Here is a 21,595-nt window from a genome sequence, read left to right on the forward strand (position 1 = left end):
GAGGAGGCCGCATGATTCCTGGGGAAGTCATCACCGCTGAGGGTGAACTCACATTGAACGACGGTGCTCAGCGAATCGAGGCTGAGGTTGTCAATACCGGCGACCGCCCCGTGCAGGTGGGCAGCCACTTTCACTTCGCACAGGCAAACCCCGCTCTCGAGTTTGACCGCGAAGCCGCGCATGGGCATCGACTCGACATTCCCGCGGGCACCGCGATCCGGTTCGAACCGGGCATCGCGCACACTGTGTCGCTTGTTCCCCTTGGTGGGACCCGCGAAGTCCATGGCCTGAGCCTCACCCCTCCCGGAAAGCTGGATCGCTGATGACACGAATAAGTCGAGCGCGCTACGCGGAGCTATTCGGGCCCACTGCCGGTGACCGCATCCGGCTCGCGGACACTGACCTCTTCATTGAAATCACCGAAGATCGGTCCGGCGGGCCTGGCAAAGCGGGGGACGAAGCCGTCTTCGGCGGCGGTAAAGTGCTGCGCGAGTCGATGGGTCAAGGACGCGCCACACGCGCGGACGGTGCGCCCGATACGGTCATTACCGGAGCGGTCATTGTTGACTACTGGGGCGTCATCAAGGCGGACGTCGGCATCCGCGACGGGCGGATCGTGGGAATAGGCAAGGCCGGTAACCCAGACACGATGAACGGGATCGACCCTAGCCTGGTGGTCGGCCCATCAACTGAAATCATCGCAGGCAACGGCAAAATCCTCACTGCAGGCGGCATCGACTGCCATGTGCACTTCATCTGTCCGCAAATTCTCGACGAGGGCATCGGATCCGGGCTCACGACCTTGATCGGCGGCGGCACGGGTCCTGCTGAGGGCAGCAAAGCCACCACTGTCACCCCTGGGGCCTGGCATCTCGCCCGCATGCTGGAGGCGCTTGATTCCTCGCCGATGAACTTCTCGCTGCTCGGCAAGGGCAACACGGTCAGTGAGGATGCCATGTGGGAACAGATCCGCGCCGGGGCGTCCGGCCTCAAACTGCATGAGGACTGGGGCTCGACACCTGCAGCAATCGACGCGTGTCTACGGGTGGCCGACGCCTCAGGTATCCAGGTTGCCCTGCATTCCGACACACTCAATGAGGCTGGCTACGTCGAATCGACGCTCGGCGCGATCAAAGGCCGCAGCATCCACGCCTATCACACCGAAGGTGCAGGGGGCGGCCATGCGCCTGACATCATCACCGTAGCGTCACACCCGAATGTGCTGCCGAGTTCGACTAATCCCACCCGTCCGCACACCGTGAACACGGTAGACGAGCATCTTGACATGCTCATGGTGTGTCACCATCTCAGCCCTTCGATACCGGAAGATCTGGCTTTCGCGGAGAGCAGGATCCGGCCCTCAACGATCGCGGCGGAGGATCTGCTCCACGACATCGGGGCAATCTCCATGATCGGCAGTGACTCGCAAGCGATGGGGCGCGTCGGTGAGGTCATCATGAGGACCTGGCAGACAGCACACATGATGAAAAAAAGGCGGGGTGCATTAGCCGGTGACGGACCTGCGGACAACAATCGCGTGCAGCGTTACATAGCGAAGTACACAATCTGCCCGGCTGTCGCGCACGGCCTTGACGGTGAGATTGGCTCGGTCGAACCGGGAAAGCTCGCGGACCTCGTTCTCTGGGAACCGGCTTTCTTCGGCGTCCGCCCCCATGCGGTTGTCAAAGGCGGTGCAATCGCGTGGGCCGCGATGGGCGATGCGAACGCCTCGATCCCCACTCCTCAGCCCGCATTGCCGCGCCCCATGTTCGGTGCCGCACCCAAGGTCGCCGCGGCAACATCGGTCCACTTCGTCGCGCCGGTCGCGCTTGAAGATGGTCTCGCGGAGCGACTCGACTGCGATCGCCGCCTCGTCGCGGTGAAGGACACTCGGACGGTGGGTAAGGCCGACATGCCGCTCAACGATGCCCGCCCATCGATTGAGGTAGATCCCGATACGTTCACGGTGCGAATCGACGGTGAAGTGTGGGACGAGCAGCCAGCTGCGGAACTCCCCATGGCTCAGCGGTACTTTCTGTTCTGACGTGATGCTGAGTAATCTTCTCGCCCTCGCTGATACGAGGCTGCCAATCGGGGGACACGTCCATTCCGGTGGCATGGAAGAGGCCGTTACGTCCGGTTTTGTTCGCGACCTGGGCACCCTCGAGGCATTTTTAGCACGACGAATCCGCACCAGCGGTCTAGTGGCAGGCTCGGTCGCCGCTGCGGTGTGCGACGGACTCAACACCAGCGAGGCTGATGCCGAGACAGACGCGCGCACCCCGTCACCAGCCGCCCGTGCCGCATCCCGGGCACAGGGCAGAGGGTTTCTCCGGCTGGCGCGCAGTGTGTGGCCCGACGACGACTGGACCGGCTTCACTGCCAAGCCTCACCTGCCGGTGGTCGCCGGCACAGTCGCCCGCAGATGTGACCTCACCCCGCAGGAGACCGCACTGGCCGTTGTCTATACATCGATGACAGGATCAGCCACGGCAGCGCAACGACTGCTCGCGCTCGATCCGGCGCACGTGACCCGCATAACCTTCACCCTGTCATCGCTGTGCGATGCGACCGCCCAGCGCGCGGCTACCGGGCTGCAGAGCTTATCTGACCCATTGTTCGATGTTCTGGCTGAGCGGCACACCCGCCGCGAGATGCCGCTGTTCGTGTCCTGAGAGAAAGAGTGCTAATGCCCCCGCATCTTCTAGATGGAGAACCACATTCCCATGCTGCAGCCCGCCCTGCACGCGAGCGGCGCCCCGGCGAACCAGTGCGCATTGGCATTGGCGGGCCAGTGGGCTCGGGTAAGACAGCGCTTGTGGCCAGTCTGTGCCGGGAATTGTGTGCGGAACTGTCACTCGCTGTCCTCACCAACGACATCTACACGACCGAGGATGCCGATTTTCTGCGCCGCAACGCAGTGCTTCCGGACGAACGTATTACTGCCGTCAAGACCGGAGGCTGCCCCCACACAGCGATCCGTGATGACATCACCGCGAACCTCGACGCGATCGATGACCTGATCGAAGCGAATCAGCCGCTCGATCTCATCTTTGTCGAGTCGGGTGGGGATAACCTGACCGCGACGTTCTCCACCGGACTGATCGACGTGCAAATCTTCGTAGTCGACGTGGCGGGTGGAGACAAAGTGCCCCGGAAGGGTGGGCCTGGAGTCACGTATTCGGATCTGCTCGTGATCAACAAGACTGACCTCGCCCCACTCGTAGGTGCGGACCTCTCGGTGATGGAGCGCGACGCTACCAAGGTCCGGGAAAACCGTCCCACCGTTTTCACCTCCTTGACGCAAGACCCCACAGCGGGTCCAGTGCTGGCGTGGGTGCGTGCGCAGGTGCAGCGGCTCGGCTCCGGAACGGAATCAGAATCCGGAGCAGACGGAGTACATGCGCACTGAACTGGTAATCGACGCAGAAAAAGGCCGCTCACCGCGCATCCGGTCGTCGGGTGGCCTGGCAGCGCGGATAACGGGGCCGGACACGGTCCATGTGATCGGAACAGCGATGACTCCGCTCGGTGGCGATGAGATCAGCGTACGAGTGACGGTCGGCGACGGCGCGCGACTTATTGTGCGATCCGTGGCGGCCTCCGTCGCGCTGCCGGGGGAGAAGTCTGTGCGATCCGCTTCGAACTGGATGTTTGGCGTCAAAACCGACGGGTATCTGGATTGGGAGCCAGAACCCATGATCGTTGCTGGCCGGGCGGAGCACGACGCGACGACCGAATTGGACCTCGCTGCGTCTGCCACAGTGCGGCTGCGCGAACGCGTTCAGATCGGCCGGTGGGGCGAACACGGTCTGGGGTTCTGGCGCGGCACGCTGAGCGCCCGGGTGGACACGGTTCCGATGGTGATGCACACCTTGGAACTAGGCCACGGCGATGTGCTTGGAACGCCGCGCGCGCTCACCAGCGAACTGAACTATCCAGGCTGCGGAGAGGAGGTACTGATTGATGAGAGCCCAGGTGGTCTTGGTCTTCGGGTGCCTCTCCCGCTAGGCGGTTCTCTCATGACGTGGACGGGGGAAAGCCTCTGAACCGCAGTGGGTCCGTCCGCACCGCAGCTCCGCATTTCGCAATGCGTGACATCTGTGATCTACGCCACTAATTGAGGGTGAATTCGGCACCCGCTGCAACGCCGGTACGGCCGCCGTTGCATCCGTGAGTTTCCACGGTCACGCGGACTGCGTTACCGTGGTTGCGTCCGACTAATAACTGTGCCTGCTTATTGCTGCAGGCTCTGATTTAGGAGGGTGTGTTTATGACAACCGCTCGGAACGCGATCGGTGATCTTTATCCCTCGCGTCTTTCCTCACAGGCAGCCTCCTTTGGCCGCCCTCATCCCACAACCTGGGGCAGCACTCCGGGACCATTTACGGCCGACGCCCTTTCCCGGTACGACGCGAAGGGCTTCCACATTGAAGAAGGACTCCTGACACCGGCGCAGATTCAGCACTGCTGGTCGGAAGTCGAGCGTCTTTCGGCTGATCCCGAGCTTGCGAAGACCGAACTGATTGTGCGGGAACGCGGTTCCGACACAGTTCGTTCGATTTTCGCGGTGCACGAGGTGAGCCCCCTGATCGACAAACTGATCCGAACCCCGCGAATTCTCGATCGTGCTCGGCAGATCCTTGGGTCTGACGTGTACATTCATCAAAGCCGGATAAATTGCATGCCGGGATTTGCAGGTACGGGGTTCTACTGGCATTCCGATTTCGAAACATGGCACGCAGAAGATGGAATGCCCGTCCCACGCGCCGTCAGTTTATCAATCGCGCTAACTGACAATTATCCGTTCAATGGCGGACTGATGCTGATGCCAGGTGCGCACCGCACATTCGTGCCATGCGTCGGCCAAACACCGGAAAACAATTACAAATCCTCATTGCAGGAACAGCGAATCGGTGTGCCGAGCGAGGATGCGATCACGGAGCTCGCATACGAATTCGGTATCGAGCAGTTTACCGGGCAGGCTGGCAGCGCCCTGTTCTTCGATTCGAATTCAATGCACGGGTCGTCGAACAACATCACGCCCTACCCGCGTGCGAACATCTTCCTGGTGTTCAACAGCGTGGACAATGTGCTCGAGCAGCCGTTCGCAGGAACGAAACCGCGCCCGGAGCATCTCGGCAGCCGCGATTTCACACCGCTGACACCCATAACAGGGTCGCCGTTCGCCTAGTTGCACGCAGCTCACAGGGCGGGTACGTCCGGATCGCTCCGGCTCAGTGCCCGCCCTTGGCGTGCGCGCGCAGCCCAGGAGACACAAGGAAGCGTCGCAGCGCAGCGAAGAACGCGAGCACGATCAGTGCGGCCACGGCCGCAAGGATGCCTCCGCCCACCACAAGCGTGAAATCACGCCGAGCCAGACCGTCGACGATGAGGCGCCCGACGCCACCGAAACTGACCGCAGCAGCGATCGTGGCGGTCGCCACGATCTGAACGGCAGCGGTCCGCATACCGACCAGGATAAAAGGCAGTGCGACGGGGAGTTCTGCCCTGAGCAGCACCTGCGAACCTGTCATGCCCATTCCTCGTGCAGCGTCGGTCAATTGCGGACTGACCGCGCGAATACCTTCATGAGTGTTCAGGAGAATCGGGGGTATAGCCAGCGCCACGAGAGGTATCAGGACGGGGACGAGCCCGATGCCCATCATGACCACGAGCAGAACAAGTACTCCGTAGGTGGGGAGTGCGCGAGCCGAGTTGGCGATAGCGGTGAGTGCCGCGCCGCCGCGACCCGAATGACCTGTCCACAGACCCACAGGAAATGCCAGGGCGATCGATATCACGAGCGCGAGAATCGTGTAGAGGGCATGCTCCATCATCCGGTTGGGGATGCCGTCGGTGCCTCGCCAGCTCTCCGGGTTGCTCAAGAAGTCAGTGAAATAGAACCAGAGCGTCGTCATGAAGTACGCACCCCCGGTGCGACCGTCTGGCGCGTGGCGCGGCGCAGAGAACGGAAGGGTGTGCGCCGTGCAATCGGTGCTGAGCCGCCAGCACGCGTCCATGGCGTCGCATACCACTGTGCGGCTAGCAGCGCGAGATCTACGGTCAGCGCCATGACGATCGTGATGAGGATGCCAGTCACAGCGAGTTCTACCCGGTCGAGCTGCGCAGCGGCGGTGAAGAGGGAGCCGAAAGCTCCCATGCCGATCAGGGCACCCACACTGACCATGCTGATGTTCGCGACTGTCGCGACGCGGAGACCAGCCATCACGGCCGGGAATGCGAGGGGCAGCTCGATTGTGACCAGCTGACGCGGACGGCGCATTCCCATCGCGGTGGCCGCCTGTCGAGTCTCAGCTGGAACCGAACGCAGGCCGTCCACGACATTCGGTATCAGTCCGGAAAGCGTGTAAAGCGCGAGGGGGAGGATCACGGTGGTGGGTGTGATGCCGGTGAAGGAGATCAGCAGCACGAAGAACGCGAGTGAGGGGATGGAGTAGAGCACACTCGCAACTGCAAGTACAGGAGGATACAAACGCGGCCACCGCACACACGCGAGCCCCGCGGGCAGCGAAATGACGAGCCCGAGCAGTGATGCGGTGAGCGCCATGTACAAATGCTGGCCGAGCAACTCGGTGAATGTGCCGAGGTAGCTCGGGATGCTGAACGTTGACAGCGCCACTATCACGGTGCTGCCTTCCGCGACGAGTGAAGGTGTGCGTTGCGGATCTGCTGTGCGAGGTCTTCCTGACTGATGACACCGAGGACTCTACGGTCCCCGTCCAGCGCAACCGCGTGTCCCGAGGGGGAGAGGACCGCGGAGTCAAGTGCAGCGCGCAAGGAATCGGTCTCCGGTGTATATCCGTGCCCGATGCTGTGGAGCGTAGCGGAGCCGAGTGATGTCCCGTCGCCGGAAGCAGCGCCGTCGAGCCAGCCGAGTGGACGGTCATCGTCGTCGGTGACCAGTACCCATTCACCGGAGTGCGCTGCCGGGAGCTGTTCGTGGCGTGAATGCGACACCACGATGTCGGTGCGCAGCGGAAGGCCATTCGCGCCAAAGAAGGACAGCAGGCGAACGCCTCGATCGAGGCCGAGAAACTCGGCCACAAAATCATCGGCAGGCTCGGTCAGTAGTTCCGCAGGGGCCGCGTATTGCGCGAGCGTACCTCCAGGCCTCATGACGGCGACCCGGTCTCCTAGAGTGATCGCTTCGTCGATGTCGTGGGTGACGAGGACGATCGTCTTACTGATCTCCGATTGCAGCCGCAGCAGTTCCTGCTGCAAATCTTTACGGACTACCGGGTCGACAGCGGAGAAAGGCTCGTCCATCAGCAGCACCGGAGGGTCCGCCGCGAGTGCACGTGCTACCCCGACGCGTTGTTGCTGGCCACCTGAGAGTTGCGATGGGTAGCGTTTCGCGAACTCGCTGCCCAGTCCGACACGTTCGAGTAGCTCCGCGGCGCGCGACCGCGCCTCCCGGCGTGAGGCACCAAGCAATCTCGGCACGGTGGCGACGTTGTCGATAACGGTGCGGTGCGGGAATAGTCCGGCATGCTGGATGACGTAACCAATCCCGCGTCGGAGGTGGTGGGCGTCGCGGGTCAGGACGTCTTGGCCGCCAAGCATGATACGGCCGGATGTCGGCTCGATCATCCGGTTGATCATGCGCAGCGACGTGGTCTTTCCGCACCCGGACGGCCCGACGAAAACCGTCAGCGAACCACTGGGCACGTCCAGCGACAGGCCATCGACGGCGGTCGTCCCGTCCGGATATTGCTTACAAACCTCATCGAAAGTGATCATCAACCAGCGGATTCCAGCCACTCGCGGGCAACTTCGTCGACGTCACGACGTTCAATGACGACCTGGCTGAGAAGTTCGGTCAGAGCTTCAGTGGTCAGCCGGGCGGACACGTCGTTCAGCACGGAGATGCTCTCCTCACCAAGTGCCTCTGCCCCTGCCAGCGGGGTGACGTTCTGCGAACCGAACACCGCTTCCGGATCGTCAAGTGAGACAAACGGACGCGTAGTCAGTGACGGGTCTGTCGAGTAGATATTCGCAACATCGATATCTCCGCGTTCGAGCGAGCTGATCGTGATTGGCCCGGAATTATCGGTGGGCACGAACTCGCCGAACTCGATGCCGTACACCTCTTCGAGCCCAACGAGTCCTTGCTGCCGGTCCCGGAACTCAGGGGCCGCCCCGATACGCATATCTGCGGCAACGGGTGCCAGATCCTCGATCGAACTCAGCTCGAATTCATCTGCGGTTTCCTGGGTGACAACCAGTGAATCCTTGTTCTCCGCAGGCGCGGAATCAAGAATTGTGAGCGCTTCGGGGAGCGCCGCGCGCAGCTCTTCGTTGATCTCGTCGGTCGTCCGAGCGTCGCTCCCGTCGTCCAGGTAGGCGAGCAGCGCTCCGTTGTATTCGGGGAGCACAGATATCGCCCCGCGCTCAACCTGCCCGAAGTAGATCTCGCGGCTGCCGATGTTGTACTGGCGCCGCACAGTCGTGCCCTCTGCCTCGAGCGCCTGCGCGTAGATTTCCGCGAGCAGAACATTCTCCGGGAAATTGGCTGAACCCACTACGACCTGCCCGGATGGCCCGTCGGTCGCGAGTGGGTCGCTGGGTTCTCCTGAGCATGCTGTCAGCGCAAGAGCACTGATTGTTAATGCGGCGACTAGGCGGCCAGTTCGTTTCATCACGTGAACTCCTCGACGGTCAGCACTGCTTGTGATGACCCTATTCGCGCCACGCCCGTAATGCGCCCCAGTTCACCGTATTTCGCTAAAATCCCGCCGCATCTAATGCCCGCTCCGGGTTGGGGCTGAAGAGTGCACCAATGAAACTCTGCACATCATCAAGTGAATGCTCGAGCACACTTACATGTGTAGCGCCTGGATACGTGCGGCTTACCGCATGGCCACCGCTTTCCTGGATCTCCTCGGCGAGGCGGACTGCCGGCTCAGGAGGCAGATCGTCATCAAGGCCGCTGACGATGAGCAACGACGTGGAGTAGCCGTTCGAGGGCAGCCGCATGTATTCGTCGAGAGCCTGATCGAACCCGGGGATGTCGCTGAGCGGCTCAGCAAAGAGCTCACTCATGCGATAGGGCCGTGCCGCAACGCCCATCTCTGAGCTGCACAGACGTTCCGCGAGCGCAAGAAGTTCTCGGCCCTTGCCGGTGAGACGGGCGTCGATGTCCAGGTCAGGGTAGGTATCTCGGAAACCAGCAAGTGCGTAAAAAGCGTAGGCGGTGAGGTTTCCGGGAAGAGTTTCTGGTGATGGTCGCACGCTTTGCCGCAAGGCGTCTGTGTGTGCTGCCGGGGCGACTGCTACCGCCCCGCGGAAATCCAGCGCACCGTTACCGGTGGGCGCGGCACTGGCGGCCGCGAGGGCTGCGGCACCACCCTGAGAATGTCCGAGCGCAACGGCGGTCCGCGAGAGCCGCAGATTAAGCCCGTGCGCCGCTGTTGCCGCATCGAGCATGCTGTTTGCAGCGGCCTGGGTATTCAGATAGGCATGAAGGCCCTGGGTCCCCAGGCCTGCGTAGTCGGTGGCGACGACGGCATAGCCCTGACGCAGCCAGTAGGAAGGGTAGTTGGCGGCGACTTCTCGCGACGGGCTACTCGGCAATGTGGAGGGAGCGCAGTCATCTCCGATACCTGTGGTCCCGTGACCCCAGATGATGGCGGGCCAGCCTCCGGGCGGCGGCGTGCCCGGAGGGACAGACACTGTCCCGGTACTGACTGCCGGCTCGCCCCGGTGATTCAGCGTCGAGTAGAGGATTCGGTAGCTGAGCCCCGAATCGGGGACACGCACGGCGCTGTCGAGCGGCGACGATCTGATCAAGCTGCCCTGTGGAGGCAGGGGCGACGGTATGTCCGTCGCATCGATACCGGACAGGATCGGTGCTGAAAGATACTGCTGCTGAACAGGGGAATTCGCACCTGGTAGCGCGCCCGCGGCCGCGGCCCCTCCGGTAAGTATCAGCGCGCTCGCGGTACCTGCGGCGACAGTCCGGCGGAACCACGGCATCGCGGGCCGTGCACGGGACGCTATCGTCATGCCACCCACCGTAGGCTATTAAGCTCACTTATGGTGGGGCCGTTGAAATCTGTCCCTTGTGCTCTCAGCGCAACCCCGCACTACCAGGCAGTGTGCAGCGCTTCACCCACCAGGTACAGCAGCGGTGGGACCGCCATCAGCACACCACATGCCGTTAAGTTAAGCGCCCGGTACTGCACCATCAGTGCCGCGAACTCGCGCAGGAATGCACTCGGCAGGTAGTAGCGTGCTGTCGGTGCGCCCGTGACGTGCGCGTGAAGGCCGAGGTGGCGTGACAAAATCGCGGCGCGAAGCACGTGATAATTGCTCGTCACGACGAGGAGGCGCCCCTCCACACCCGCTGCAATCAATTCGCGATTGCTGTAGCGGAGGTTCTCTTCCGTTGATGTGGAGCGTGTTTCAGGCAGTAGTTCCGCGTCGGTGATCCCACGGCTTGTCAGATACCATGCCATCGCCTGCGCTTCGGGTAGTGGCTCATCATCGCCCTGACCACCCGATGGGACGATGACCGGCTGATGGCCCGCTTTGCGTTCGCGTTCGTAGAGAGCGAGCGCACGATCGAGCCGATTGGCGAGTAGCGGCGGGATCTCGCCATCGAGCAACCCAGCGCCGAGCACGATGATCGCACCGTGCCCGCGGCGCACGGGAAGCCGACTGTACACCCATGCATAAAGCAGGAAGCAGGTGAACGCGAAACCGGCGTATGTGCTCGCGAGCGTGAGGGAGAGGGCGGCCACGGTGAGCAGGGGAGAGCCGGATGCGATGGCAAGCGCTGCACCTACCGGCAGCGCCAGCAGGAGGAATCCAGCCAGGAAGGACAGCATGTTGGCGGCTGACACGCCCTCACGGCGCACCATTACGACACCGTTGGTGAGCAGGAAACCGGCAAGCGCGAGAACGAGCAAGGGCGAGGACAGGACCGTGATACCGAGGAGTGCGGGGAGTGGTGTCGCGGTGTCACCGGTCATCGCCCAGAGCGCCGCCAGCAAGAGAGCGAAGATCAAGTAGACACCGTTGCTGAGGCGCCGCGGCTCTCTCTGGAACCGGTACAGGAAAATGCCCGCCAGCGTCAGTGCCAGGATCAGGAAGATCACACAGGCAACGCTAGCGGGCGTTCGCCGTCATGCGCCGATCGCGGGGCCGATCACTCGCCACGAGTCACGCATCTGCTGCTCGAACAGCCCCCAGGTGTGTGCACCGGTCGCCTGCTGAGAGAGCGTCGCGGGAATGCCGAGGGAATCCAGTCGGCTCTTGAAGGCCATCGAGCACAGGTTCGTTGCGAACTCTACGGCCCCCGGTCCTAGGGTCTGTCCAATGACAGCGAGGCCCGTCACTCCGTCCGCGGGGCCCGGGATACCGCTTGCGGCCGCGAGGTAGATTGCTTTACCGCGGAGGCGTTCCGCGTTGACGAAAGGATCGTGCCGAACCCAGGCGGGGTCACCCGGCGGGCCGAAGGCGTTGAAAACATTTCCGCCGCCGAATGCGACGACCGCCGCATTGGCCGCGATCCCTTCCGGTGCGCTGGTCCGGGCGCAGCCACTGTAAGAGGCAACTGCCTGGTACCGGTGCGGTGCCTGGACTGCGAGGTCGAGAGCGGACGCAGCGCTGAGGGAAAGACCACCCACCGCGTTGCGCCCCGTCGACGGGAATGCGTTATCGATCGCGATCGGCAGTTCCGACGTCATGTAGGTCTGCCATTTGTTTACGCCCAGCACCGGGTCGGGATGCCGCCAGTCGGCGTACATGCTGTAACGACCACCGATCGGGCTGACGACCTTGACGTGCTTGTCTGAGAAGAAGTCACGCAGCCGGGTGCTCTGGAACCAGCTCTTGCCCTCCTGGCCACCGTCGACTCCGTTGAGGAGGTACAGCGTCGGGCTTGCCGCGCCCTGGTTGGCAGGAAGATACACCTCATTGGGAATGACGCGATTCATCGAAGGGGAGTAGACATGCACAATCGCGAACCGGTCACCGATGCGATCGATTCGATCGACACGCGGGCCGGGCTGTGCACCTGCTGGGGCCGTGCTGACGACGAGAGGGAGGAGTAACGCGGCCAGCGCGATCAGAATCCTGAGCCCAGGCGTTCGCCGGCCGCGGCCGACAGTGTTGTGTGCCTTACCCACGCGTGCTCCTTTGTCGCAGTCCACAGGGGAAGATTTATCACGATCGACAAGAGCGTACGTGTAAGTTCGTGAACTAGACCACTCGGGGCCCGGTTTGCGGCGCCGTCCGCTCCTGCCATAGGCCGATGCTGGCCGTCCGCTGATGGATACTCAGTGGCTGATCACGGCGTGCAAGAAGGTTCTCGTGCGGTCGTTTCGTGGCTCAGTGAAGATCTGCTCAGGTGCGCCCTCTTCGATGATTCTGCCTTTGTCGAACATGAGAATGCGGTCCGAAACATCGCGCGCAAATTGCATTTCATGCGTCACGATGAGCATGGTGATGTCGGTCGAGTGCGCGATGTCGCGCAGAACATTCAGCACACCGACGACCAGTTCGGGGTCCAGTGCTGACGTAACTTCGTCAAGCAGCAGGATTTCCGGGTCCATCGCGAGTGCTCGTGCGATCGCGACACGTTGCTGCTGACCGCCTGATAGCTGCGAAGGGTGCGCATTCTCCTTCTCCGCAAGCCCCACCATGTCGAGAAGTTTTCTGCCGCGGTCGACTGCTTCGTCCTTGCTTCGCCCGAGCACGTGGACCGGTCCCTCAGTCAGGTTTTCGATCACCGTCATGTTCGGGAAGAGGTTGAAGTGCTGGAAGACCATCCCGATTTTGCGCCGCGCCTGCCGAAGGTACTTCTCGCTCGCCGGGGTGAGAGCGCCTTTCCGCATTTCGTGCGAGAACGGGTCGTCATCGACCCAGATGACGCCTTCGTTTACTTTCTCGAGCGTCATCAGCAGGCGCAAGATGGTCGTCTTACCGGAGCCGCTCGGTCCGATGAGTGTGACCTTTTCACCGCGATCGACGGTGAAGTTCAAATGGTCGAGCACAACGTTGTCACCGAACTGTTTGACGACGTCCTCAAACCGGATTTTCGGGCTAGGTTCACCCTGGCTGTTTGGCATAACGGTTCTCCAGTCTCCGGATGAAGTAGGCGGTTACGAGGCTGGCAATGAGGAAGATGACTCCAGCGATGGTAATCGGCTCCGTGTAGCGGAACGTCTGCCCGCCATACTGCTGTGCCCGGGTCACCATTTCAGCCACGAAAATGAAGAAGAGGAAGGGGGTGTCCTTGAACATCGACACCGCATAGTTGCCGAGCGACGGGATGATCCGCCGGATGGCCTGCGGGAGAATCACTGCCCGCCAGGTGCGTGTCGGCGGCAGCGACAACGCCCGTGCTGCCTCCCACTGTCCCTTCGGCACATCCTCGATGCCAGCGCGATACACCTCAGCCATGTAGGCCGAATAGTGGATGCCCAGCACGATAATGCCGACTTGGAGTCCGGATACGCCGGGCGGTACCGCGTAGAAGACGAACAGGAGCTGCACGACAAGTGGTGTGAGGCGGACGAACTCCATTGCCGCGTGCAGCGGCCAGCTGGCCCATTTCGGCAGCGTGATGCGCAGCACTGCCACGACGAGGCCGACAGCGGCGGCGATCGCGAAACCCAGGACAGTGGCGAGCAGAGTGATGCGGAAGCCTTCCAGCAGGACCGGCAGCGACTCCCACGCGTGATGCCAGCTCCACATGGCTACCTCCTCCCCACGGTCACGGCCTCGTCGACGTCAGGTTTGAGCTTGAATATCTCGCGCATGGAAGGGCCGCGCCCGAGCTTGAACTTCGCACGCGCTTCGACGACTTGCATCACCAGCGTGAGGATGTAGGCGAGTACGAAATAGATGACGAGGGCGATACCGAAGGCGAAGAACGTGTCACCCGTACTCTCCCGGAGACGGTTGATCTGGAAGGTCAAGTCCTGCAGGGTGATCGCAGTGACGATCGCGGTGCCTTTCAGGAGGTGGATCATGAGGTTCGTCAGCGCCGGAATCATCAGGACCCAGGCCTGCGGGAAGATCACCCGGCGCATGCGCTGTGCGGGACTGAAGTTCAGCGCGATCGCGGCCTCCCACTGGACCTTGGGCACAGCGTTGATGGAGCCGCGCACCACTTCGGCCCCGTACGCCCCATAGTTGAGACCCAGGGCCAGAATCCCAACGACGATCGGTTCGAGACGGATCCCGAACGCGGGGAGAACGAAGAACAGCCAGAACGCCTGCACCAACAGGGAGGTACCCCGGAAGACCTCGATGAACGCCCGGGCGCCGCCCCGCACAAAAGGATTGTGCAGACGCGCGGCGAGCCCGAACGCTATCGCGACAGCGAGTGCGAGCAACGCTCCCCCGAGCGTGAGCTGCACAGTGACGATTATGCCGTCAATGATGCGGGGGAGCGCTTCTCTTAACGCGTCGAAATTGCTCATTCACCGTCCTCGTCGGCACCGCCATCGCCGGCGTCATCGATACCGGGGACACCTTCGCAGAGCATTTCGGTCGTGAGCTCCGGACCGGGGAGCTCATTGATGCTGAATCCGAAGGGCTCCATGATCTCGAGCCAGCGATCTGGGTCAGACTTGATCTCCGCGAGCTGTTCGTTATAGGCGTCGAGAAGTTCCGTGTCATCCTGGCGGAATACGGTCGCGCCAGCACCGACCTGTGGGACTCCGTTGATTTCTGCCACGAACGATTCGGTGACCTCGACGGGCGCGTCCGGACGGTTCTCGGCCATGTAGTTCAGCGAGACGCCGGTGAGAGCGAACACGTCTGCGCGCCCGCCGATCACGGCGTCCATGCCGTCGACGGGGTTGCCCACGGGTGTCACGTCGATGCCGAGCGCATTCGCATAATCGACTTCGATCGCGCCGGTCAGGGCCACCATACTGGCGCCAGCATCAGCAATGGACTGCATGTCCGTCAGCCCCTGCGGGTTGCCTTCCGGCACCATCAAGGCGGTCGTGTACACGATTTCAGGCTCGCTGAACGCTGCTTGCTCGCACCGGTCCGGCAGGATTGACATGCCAGCGCTGACGGCGTCGAAGCGACCGGCGTTCAGGCCGGGGATCAGTGAACCGAACTCCGTCTGAATACCGTCGACTTCGCCAATGCCGAGTGCACCGAAGATCTCGCGGTGCAGTGCGACCGTACCACCGGTGAGCTGGCCGCCCTCTTCGAAGCTGTAGGGCGCTTCTCCTGCGAAGCCAACGCTGATGGAGCCTTGCTCGGCGAGTTCGTCAACTGTGAGTGATCCACTGGCGCAGCCACTCAGCGCGGCTGCAAACACCGTTGCACCCGCCAAGTATCCAGTTCGCCGTACACTACTGAGGGCTTTCCTTGCTGTCGTCTCCACGGGGACGGTTTCCCTTCCATCTGCGGCATACGAAACAACCCTGCCCGCCGTGCTCACACGCACTCACGCGCCACGATTCTGCTCGCGATCGACCCGCATGCCTTCTCGTTGTTTTTGGCGTCTAGTCACTGGCAAATAGAACGGACCTGACCCTAGTCACCTCGGCCCCAGTCGGCAGCCGCGTTGGATCAGATCACCAGATACGTGATCCAGATGTAACGAAATACGGGAAATCCGCGCAGTGGATGGCGTCGACGCTGGCAGGCTCGGACCTTACGTGTTCCGTGAGGGAGCCCGACGGTGACGCGGTATGAAGAAGAAGGCTGCCACGGCACCAGCTAGCAGGATGGCTGCGGGGAGGAAGAGTGACTGCCCCATCGCGATACTGAACGCCTCACTGGACCCTGCGTCGACAACCGTGTCGCCGTCTGCAGCTACCGGTACACCCAGTGCGGTACTGCGCGTCGCCATCAACGCGGCAATCCCCGCGCTGCCGAGTACAGCTCCCGTCTGCCGGGTGGTGTTGTAGACGCCCGCACCTGCTCCCGCGACGGTGTGCGCCAGCGCGCGCGTTGCCGTCGTTGACAGCGGTGACCAGATTCCCGCGTTGGCAATGCCGATGAGCGTCAGCGGGATCACGAGCAGCCAGAAATCGGTGTCCGGACGCATGATCAGACCGAGCCACGCGGTGGACGCCGCGAGAAGAAGGAAGGAAGGCACAGCGATTACCCGGGCATCGATACGATCAACAGCGCGCCCCACCATTGGCGCGAGGACGCCTGCGAGCACGGCCACTGGCACTAGTAGCAGCGCGGCCCGGGCAGCTGTGAATCCGCGGGCTTCCTGTGCGTAGAGCATGACTGGCAGGAACATGCTCACCGAGGCGAAACCCATAGTGGAGATACCGAAGGCGGCCAGTGAGAAGTTGCGGTCACGGAAGATCGAGAGTGGCAGTAGTGGGTCATGCGTCCCGATCGCCTGGCGCAGCAGAAAAAGCGCAAAGGTCACGACACCGGTCGCGATGAGGAGCGGTATCGAAACGAATCCAGTGATGGTTCCCCAGTTGTACTTCGACCCTTCCTGAATGCCGAAGACGATGAGGAAAACCGCACACGCACTGAGGGCCACACTCAGCGCGTCGATACGTCGTGCAGTCCGCGGCAGATCCGGCACGAGCCGCCACGCGAGCACGAACGCGAGGATACCCAGCGGAATATTGACGAAAAAGATCCATTCCCATCCGAGCGTGCCCACGATGACACCGCCAAGCAGGGGACCAGCGAGAGTTGCGGCTCCCGCCACCGCACCCCACATACCCATTGCCGCGCCGCGACGCTCGGGCGGAAACGTTCGCGTGATGATCGCCATTGTCTGCGGCGACATCAGCGATGCCCCGAGCCCCTGCACCACACGGGCCGCGATAAGCATGGCAATGCTGCCGGACAGACCGCATGCGACCGATGCGCAGGCGAACGTGATGAGCCCGGCCATGTACACGCGTTTGGGCCCGAACCGATCTCCGAGCCGGCCCGTGATGAGCAAAGGCACCGCGAAGGCCAGCAGATAGCCGCTCGTCACCCACACCGCGGTCGCAATATCGGTATCGAGTTCCCGCATGATCGTCGGGGTCGCGACCGTCACAATTGTCGTGTCCACCAGGATCATGAAGAAGCCGAGGCACAAAGCCCACAGCCCGGCCCAGGGGTTCGCGGCGGCCGTCACCGGGGAACCAGGTGAAGTCGTGGGCGTAGGCATGCCTCCATCCTCGCCCATCTGCGTTCATGAGAAAGCCCGAGGTATCGGCAGGGTCACGGCTGCTGCGACGTTATCCGCAAACCGGGCACCTGGTCGTAGCATGGGGCTCATGGACTCCCGTGTAAAGCAACGACTTGTCGTCGCGGGCGCCGCAGTGGCGTTCCTTGTAGTGTCTGCCTGCGCACAGCCAGATGCGCCAGATCCAGGGGAAACGACGGTTCCGGGCACCTCGCCTGCCACGGCTGAGGAACCGGTTACCGAGGCGCCCACAGAGGACGAGGATCAAGATGCGCTGCCCGGTGAACCAAGTCTGTTTGGGCCGTCCGAGGGTGCGGACGTAGCGATCGTCGGCGTGACCTACCCGGATACGATCGCGCTGCTCGAGGACCCGGGGGCGACGGAATCGGTCGTCGCCGACCTTGACCCGCTGACGGCGACCCTGTCCGCAACTGGAAACAACTGGCAACTGCCCGACTCGACATGGTTCGAGGTCGAGAGCGACGAGGGCAGCGGCTGGCTTAACGCGCGAAACGTTTCGCAGCTCGGTCAAACCGATGACGCTACGAGTGAGATCGTTGAATCGGAAGGCCGATACACGGCAGGCTCGGTTGAAGATCTCGGTGAGATGGTTGCTGACTATTTCGCGCCCGCGGAGCCACCAGCGCGTGTCGTGCAGTCAGGCCCGGCAACCCGTGGGGACCTGCACGAAGTCACCTTCGATGTGATCGGGCTCGGAGACGACGCGACAATGGGATATCGGTTGCTGGTGTTCGGTATTGAGGACAACGCAACGGTTGCTTTGCGCACCGTGGAGCGCACCGTGATGTGCGCACGCGGCGTCACCGACGATGGTTTGTGCGTCTGAACACGGATCTCATCCGAAGCGCAGGGTCTCCGCCGCGTTCGTCGAGGCGGTGTGGCCTGGCCGTGTCGCACCGCCGATCGCGTAGACGGTGTCGCCGATCGTTGCCAGCGCGATTCCGTGACGGCCGATTTGCAGATCAGGCAGCTGGGTCCACGCACCCGTCGCTGGATTGAGCGCGTAGACGATACTGAGTACGTGCGCAGACTCCTCGCCGCCCGCCACGACAATGTAACCCTCACGTGCCGCGGTGGGGACGTAGGTAGCCGCGACGCCGCCTCGCGCTTCGGGCATGCTCGGCATGAAAGCCCACTCGCCGGTAGCGGGGTCGAATCGTTCGACCGCAGCTGAGTTGTTGTCGACGGTGAGGGTGCGTCCTCCGATCGCATAGGCGTATGTGCCGTCGCTCGCGCCTGCGAGGTGTTCCCGGGGAGTTGGAATCTCACCGGCGACAGTCCACTCACTGCCATCGAACACCTCTGTAGGTCCCACCAATTCACCGTCGGCCTGGCCGCCGAACACAACGATCCGGTTCCCCACGACCGCGGCTGCTGCGGCGGCGCGCGGGTGATTCAGCGACGCGACTTCAGTCCACTGCCCGTCACGCAATGCGAACACGCGATCCGAAACGATAGCCGACGTGTCACCGCCCTCGGCAGACCAGCCGCCGATAACGAAGAGTTCCCCGCGGTAGCTGACCGCCATCGCGTGGTTCAGGTCGATAGGCAGCGGGGGAGCGATCCCGCGGCGCCAATCTGGCGGCCGGCCGCTCGGATCGAACGCCTCCACGAGAGTGGTGGACCCGCGATCATCTATGCCGCCCGCTACCCACAAGAGTTCGTCGACGACCGCTGCTGCTGCCCACTGCCGTGGCGTGTTGGAGCGCGCGGTTTCCACCCACCAATCCGGGTCCGTGCGCGGAGCCGGGATACGGAGTGTTTCCGTAGCGTTGGTGGTTCCGCGGTGACCTATCTGGTTCGCTCCGCCAATTGCGTACATTTCACCCCTCACCGCGGCGACAGACATGCCGTGGCGAGGGGTCCTCATCTCAGGCAGCTGAGACCACGTCTGTGCGGCGATGTCGTAGCTTTCGGTGACACCGCTGACCCGGTCGGGGAGTTCGCCGCCCACCGCGAGAATGCGCCCATCGGCGAATGCTGCACCGAGGCCACCGCGAGGCGTTGGCATGTCAGGCAAACTCGTCCACGTGTCCGCCACGGGATCGTATCGGTCGAGCGCAGCACTGTTGTCATCAACTGACAGCTGTCTGCCTCCGACCGCGTACACGAAGGACCCATCGGTCGTGGCTGCCAGATGTTCACGCGGAACCGGGATCGCAGCCGCGTCGACCCATCGTTCACCGTCGAAAACCTCGGTTTCGGGGACCAGTTCGCCGTCTGACTGCCCGCCGAACACCACGATCTTGCCGGCCGCGACGGCCGCTGCGGCCGCTGCTCGCGGATGATTGAGGGGAGGCAGTTCGACCCACCTGCGGCCGTCGCGGAGGGCGAGTACCTGGCCAGTGGTGGTGCTTCCCCCGTCCAGCCAGCCGCCAATCACAACGAGTTCCCCGTTGTAGAACACGGCGGCTGCGTGGTCCACCGGCTCCGAGAGACTGAGACCTGTCCGCCATTGTCTTCCACCGCCGGGGTCGTAGCCCCGTACCGCGTCGGTGCTCGCTCCGTTTTCGTCGAGCCCGCCAATGACCCAGACGATGCCGCCGTCATCGACAGCCGTCGCTGTCTGCTGACGGGCTAGTGGCGCATCTGGGTACGGTGACCAGGAATCAGCCACGGTTTCGAACGTGCATTCTTCAGCCGAATAGGGGGGCTGTGTGCAGGTCGCCGGGCTTGTGCGCGGCCACAACGCCCAGCCTACCGCGATGACAAGAATGGGAACGAGCGTGATGGCGGCATAAGTCAGCACACGAGAGTTCCGGCGTGATGGCGGCGTATCCGGTGGCCCTGGACTGGGTTCCGGCGTCACTGGAATTGCGGGGTTCGCTACTGGGGGCAAAGGCGCGACTGGGATGCTGGGCGGCTGCGCTTCGCGGCTTTCCCCGGTGGGTGGCCGTACTTCGCTCGGCGCGGTGAAGTCGGGTGCGCGTGGTGAGGCCTCGGTCTCCTCGAAGTCGGCCGCGCCGTCCGCCGGCCACGCAGCGCTGGCGGTATCGAGATCGTCAGCGTCGAACTCGGGAATCGCCATATCGTCTACGGGCAGGCCGTGACGTTCCTGAGCAGCCTGAAGTTCGTGGCCGAGCTCCTCGGCGGACTGCCAGCGATCGTCTATGCGAAGCGCCATCGACTTCTCAATCGCGGCGCAAATATCGTCGGGTATGCCTCGTTCCCGAAGGTCCGGTAACGGCTGCGTCGTGATGCGCACGAATTGTGCGACGAGTTCCTCTCCGGTGCGCCGCTCATGCGCTGCTTTACCCGTGATCAGTGCAAACAACGTAGCACCGAGAGCATAAATGTCCGCCGCGCGAGTTGGTTTGTGCCCCTCGAGGACCTCCGGTGCGGTGTAGGCAAGGGAGCCAGTAAATGCCGCGGTGGCGGTTTCGAAGCCGCCCTCGATCCGGGCGATACCGAAATCGGTGAGGCGCGGCTCGTCGTAGTCCGACATCAGGATGTTGCCGGGTTTGACGTCACGATGCAGTGTCCCGCACCGATGCGCGGTTTCGAGCGCGCCCGCGAGTTTGACGCCAATGCTTATTGCCGTGCTCCAGGCGATAGGACCATGGCGGCGCAACCGGACGGCGAGCGAATCGCGCGGGTGGAAGGGCATGACGATGTAGGGGCGGCCGGAATCGGTCGCACCGACCTGAATGATATTGACGATGTTCGGGTGCCCGGAGAGTCGCCCCATTGCATGGCCCTCGCGAAGGAAGCGCTCCCGGTTGTCGCGGTCAAGGTCGGAGGACAACACCTTGACAGCGACCACACGCCCCACTGCCGCCTGGACGCATCGATAGACCGTGCCGAACCCGCCTCGTCCAACCATTCGGGCATTGATGAAACCGGCTGCCGAAAGCTCGTCGGCAATCCCCGGCCCAGAACCGCCAGGCGTCGGTGTATCGCCTTCTTCTGCCATTCGTCCCAGCCTCCTATTGGAGGACGTGTAGCGTTCCCGCTGTGGTTGTCGCGTGGGCAGCCATTCATAGTTTCCCACTCGGTACCAGCGGCGTCTATGATTTGATGCGCATTTCCAAATGCGCCGCCATTTACGTCCGTGCGATTACACCGTGCTGCCGGTGTTTTCCGTACTCTCGGCAAACCCTCCGGTTCCCGACGTCGGGTGCAGGTTCGTGTTCTTAAGGTTCTCAATGGGGGCGTCGCGCATCCAGGCACCCTAGGGGTGGAGAATCGGCCACCTGGCCGCGCTGCCACCGCTGCGAGATGGTTAATTCTTTGTTCCGCACTCTTCACCGCGCCGCGGGTGGCGGTGCGTCGTTTGGCGGTAAAGCCCCTGATCAGTGCGCGGCGCCTGTCGCTTTCGTCACATTTAATGTAACTACGACATTGCGGGTGTCGCACCGGGTGAAGGGCCTTGGCGTGCGATACATCGTCGGCGTTGAACCGCAGGTCACGCGGTATATACAG

At 62.8% G+C, this 21,595-nt stretch carries 20 protein-coding genes; 7 read left to right on the plus strand and 13 right to left on the minus strand.

What is annotated here, in order from left to right; genetic code table 11:
- Positions 1-11: 11 nt before the first annotated feature.
- The 6 genes from AS9A_RS10030 to thpD all read left to right on the plus strand — a co-directional run bounded on the left by AS9A_RS10030 (position 12) and on the right by thpD (position 5,194).
- Positions 12-323 carry an urease subunit beta gene (locus AS9A_RS10030; RefSeq protein WP_013806870.1) on the plus strand — a complete coding sequence of 104 codons (312 nt, stop codon included), beginning with the start codon at positions 12-14 and terminating at the stop codon, positions 321-323.
- Entirely contained in the window at positions 323-2,044 is a 1,722-nt protein-coding gene (locus AS9A_RS10035; protein WP_013806871.1) for an urease subunit alpha, read from the plus strand. Before AS9A_RS10030 ends, AS9A_RS10035 begins: the two co-directional genes overlap by 1 nt.
- A 4-nt stretch (positions 2,045-2,048) precedes the next feature.
- Complete coding sequence (locus AS9A_RS10040) at positions 2,049-2,675, plus strand: urease accessory protein UreF (protein ID WP_083826680.1); 627 nt, start codon at positions 2,049-2,051, stop codon at positions 2,673-2,675.
- Positions 2,676-2,689: 14 nt separating this feature from the next.
- Complete coding sequence (gene ureG, locus AS9A_RS10045) at positions 2,690-3,412, plus strand: urease accessory protein UreG (RefSeq protein ID WP_049793706.1); 723 nt, start codon at positions 2,690-2,692, stop codon at positions 3,410-3,412.
- A complete protein-coding gene (locus AS9A_RS10050) occupies positions 3,402-4,049 on the plus strand; it encodes an urease accessory protein UreD (RefSeq protein ID WP_013806874.1) in 648 nt (215 codons plus the stop codon). Before ureG ends, AS9A_RS10050 begins: the two co-directional genes overlap by 11 nt.
- A 224-nt stretch (positions 4,050-4,273) precedes the next feature.
- The gene (thpD, locus tag AS9A_RS10055; protein ID WP_013806875.1) at positions 4,274-5,194 is read left to right on the plus strand and encodes an ectoine hydroxylase; all 921 of its coding nucleotides are present in this window, start codon (positions 4,274-4,276) and stop codon (positions 5,192-5,194) included.
- Between the two features lie 43 nt (positions 5,195-5,237).
- Here the strand turns inward: thpD and AS9A_RS10060 are convergent, their stop codons facing one another.
- The 12 genes from AS9A_RS10060 to AS9A_RS10115 all read right to left on the minus strand — a co-directional run bounded on the left by AS9A_RS10060 (position 5,238) and on the right by AS9A_RS10115 (position 17,134).
- The gene (locus AS9A_RS10060; RefSeq protein WP_013806876.1) at positions 5,238-5,921 is read right to left on the minus strand and encodes an ABC transporter permease; all 684 of its coding nucleotides are present in this window, start codon (positions 5,919-5,921) and stop codon (positions 5,238-5,240) included.
- On the minus strand, positions 5,918-6,643 hold the full coding sequence (locus AS9A_RS10065) for an ABC transporter permease (protein ID WP_237707903.1): 726 nt from the start codon (positions 6,641-6,643) through the stop codon (positions 5,918-5,920). Before AS9A_RS10065 ends, AS9A_RS10060 begins: the two co-directional genes overlap by 4 nt.
- Positions 6,644-6,645: 2 nt before the next feature.
- A complete protein-coding gene (locus tag AS9A_RS10070; protein ID WP_013806878.1) occupies positions 6,646-7,764 on the minus strand; it encodes an ABC transporter ATP-binding protein in 1,119 nt (372 codons plus the stop codon).
- Positions 7,764-8,663, minus strand: a complete 900-nt coding sequence (locus AS9A_RS10075; RefSeq protein ID WP_041451011.1) for an ABC transporter substrate-binding protein — start codon at positions 8,661-8,663, stop codon at positions 7,764-7,766. The genes AS9A_RS10070 and AS9A_RS10075 overlap by 1 nt, the downstream gene beginning before the upstream one ends.
- Before the next feature lie 85 nt (positions 8,664-8,748).
- Positions 8,749-10,029 carry an alpha/beta fold hydrolase gene (locus AS9A_RS10080; RefSeq protein WP_049793707.1) on the minus strand — a complete coding sequence of 427 codons (1,281 nt, stop codon included), beginning with the start codon at positions 10,027-10,029 and terminating at the stop codon, positions 8,749-8,751.
- An 80-nt stretch (positions 10,030-10,109) separates the two neighbouring features.
- A complete protein-coding gene (locus AS9A_RS10085) occupies positions 10,110-11,123 on the minus strand; it encodes a YdcF family protein (protein ID WP_013806881.1) in 1,014 nt (337 codons plus the stop codon).
- 27 nt (positions 11,124-11,150) lie between these two features.
- Entirely contained in the window at positions 11,151-12,155 is a 1,005-nt protein-coding gene (locus AS9A_RS10090; protein WP_013806882.1) for an alpha/beta hydrolase, read from the minus strand.
- A 150-nt stretch (positions 12,156-12,305) separates the two neighbouring features.
- Complete coding sequence (gene ehuA / locus AS9A_RS10095) at positions 12,306-13,097, minus strand: ectoine/hydroxyectoine ABC transporter ATP-binding protein EhuA (RefSeq protein WP_013806883.1); 792 nt, start codon at positions 13,095-13,097, stop codon at positions 12,306-12,308.
- Positions 13,078-13,725 carry an ectoine/hydroxyectoine ABC transporter permease subunit EhuD gene (gene ehuD / locus AS9A_RS10100; protein ID WP_013806884.1) on the minus strand — a complete coding sequence of 216 codons (648 nt, stop codon included), beginning with the start codon at positions 13,723-13,725 and terminating at the stop codon, positions 13,078-13,080. Before ehuD ends, ehuA begins: the two co-directional genes overlap by 20 nt.
- Before the next feature lie 2 nt (positions 13,726-13,727).
- The gene (gene ehuC, locus AS9A_RS10105; protein ID WP_013806885.1) at positions 13,728-14,456 is read right to left on the minus strand and encodes an ectoine/hydroxyectoine ABC transporter permease subunit EhuC; all 729 of its coding nucleotides are present in this window, start codon (positions 14,454-14,456) and stop codon (positions 13,728-13,730) included.
- Positions 14,453-15,328 carry an ectoine/hydroxyectoine ABC transporter substrate-binding protein EhuB gene (ehuB, locus tag AS9A_RS10110; RefSeq protein ID WP_272942029.1) on the minus strand — a complete coding sequence of 292 codons (876 nt, stop codon included), beginning with the start codon at positions 15,326-15,328 and terminating at the stop codon, positions 14,453-14,455. The genes ehuC and ehuB overlap by 4 nt, the downstream gene beginning before the upstream one ends.
- 324 nt (positions 15,329-15,652) lie before the next feature.
- On the minus strand, positions 15,653-17,134 hold the full coding sequence (locus AS9A_RS10115) for a DHA2 family efflux MFS transporter permease subunit (RefSeq protein WP_148262437.1): 1,482 nt from the start codon (positions 17,132-17,134) through the stop codon (positions 15,653-15,655).
- A 109-nt stretch (positions 17,135-17,243) separates the two neighbouring features.
- On the opposite strand from AS9A_RS10115, the gene AS9A_RS10120 reads away from it, so the two are divergent.
- Positions 17,244-17,999 (plus strand): hypothetical protein, encoded by a 756-nt coding sequence (locus tag AS9A_RS10120; protein ID WP_041451012.1) that lies wholly within the window; start codon positions 17,244-17,246, stop codon positions 17,997-17,999.
- A 9-nt stretch (positions 18,000-18,008) separates the two neighbouring features.
- Here AS9A_RS10120 and AS9A_RS10125 read toward each other — a convergent pair whose 3' ends face one another.
- Positions 18,009-21,086, minus strand: coding sequence for a serine/threonine-protein kinase (locus AS9A_RS10125; protein ID WP_013806889.1), 3,078 nt, complete (start codon positions 21,084-21,086; stop codon positions 18,009-18,011).
- Positions 21,087-21,595: the final 509 nt, after the last annotated feature.

Source organism: Hoyosella subflava DQS3-9A1, assembly GCF_000214175.1.
In the GTDB taxonomy this organism is placed as follows: Bacteria; Actinomycetota; Actinomycetes; order Mycobacteriales; family Mycobacteriaceae; genus Hoyosella; species Hoyosella subflava.

Coding starts and splice junctions, on each gene's coding strand:
- AS9A_RS10030 (WP_013806870.1), top strand. CDS start 12: ATGATTCCTGGGGAAGTCATCACCGCTGAGGGTGAACTCACATTGAAC.
- ehuD (WP_013806884.1), bottom strand. CDS start 13,725: ATGTGGAGCTGGCATCACGCGTGGGAGTCGCTGCCGGTCCTGCTGGAA.
- AS9A_RS10050 (WP_013806874.1), top strand. CDS start 3,402: ATGCGCACTGAACTGGTAATCGACGCAGAAAAAGGCCGCTCACCGCGC.
- ehuC (WP_013806885.1), bottom strand. CDS start 14,456: ATGAGCAATTTCGACGCGTTAAGAGAAGCGCTCCCCCGCATCATTGAC.
- thpD (WP_013806875.1), top strand. CDS start 4,274: ATGACAACCGCTCGGAACGCGATCGGTGATCTTTATCCCTCGCGTCTT.
- AS9A_RS10070 (WP_013806878.1), bottom strand. CDS start 7,764: ATGATCACTTTCGATGAGGTTTGTAAGCAATATCCGGACGGGACGACC.
- AS9A_RS10080 (WP_049793707.1), bottom strand. CDS start 10,029: ATGACGATAGCGTCCCGTGCACGGCCCGCGATGCCGTGGTTCCGCCGG.
- AS9A_RS10120 (WP_041451012.1), top strand. CDS start 17,244: ATGGACTCCCGTGTAAAGCAACGACTTGTCGTCGCGGGCGCCGCAGTG.
- AS9A_RS10075 (WP_041451011.1), bottom strand. CDS start 8,663: ATGAAACGAACTGGCCGCCTAGTCGCCGCATTAACAATCAGTGCTCTT.
- AS9A_RS10040 (WP_083826680.1), top strand. CDS start 2,049: ATGCTGAGTAATCTTCTCGCCCTCGCTGATACGAGGCTGCCAATCGGG.
- AS9A_RS10115 (WP_148262437.1), bottom strand. CDS start 17,134: ATGCCTACGCCCACGACTTCACCTGGTTCCCCGGTGACGGCCGCCGCG.
- AS9A_RS10035 (WP_013806871.1), top strand. CDS start 323: ATGACACGAATAAGTCGAGCGCGCTACGCGGAGCTATTCGGGCCCACT.
- ehuA (WP_013806883.1), bottom strand. CDS start 13,097: ATGCCAAACAGCCAGGGTGAACCTAGCCCGAAAATCCGGTTTGAGGAC.
- AS9A_RS10060 (WP_013806876.1), bottom strand. CDS start 5,921: ATGACGACGCTCTGGTTCTATTTCACTGACTTCTTGAGCAACCCGGAG.
- AS9A_RS10125 (WP_013806889.1), bottom strand. CDS start 21,086: ATGGCAGAAGAAGGCGATACACCGACGCCTGGCGGTTCTGGGCCGGGG.
- ureG (WP_049793706.1), top strand. CDS start 2,690: ATGCCCCCGCATCTTCTAGATGGAGAACCACATTCCCATGCTGCAGCC.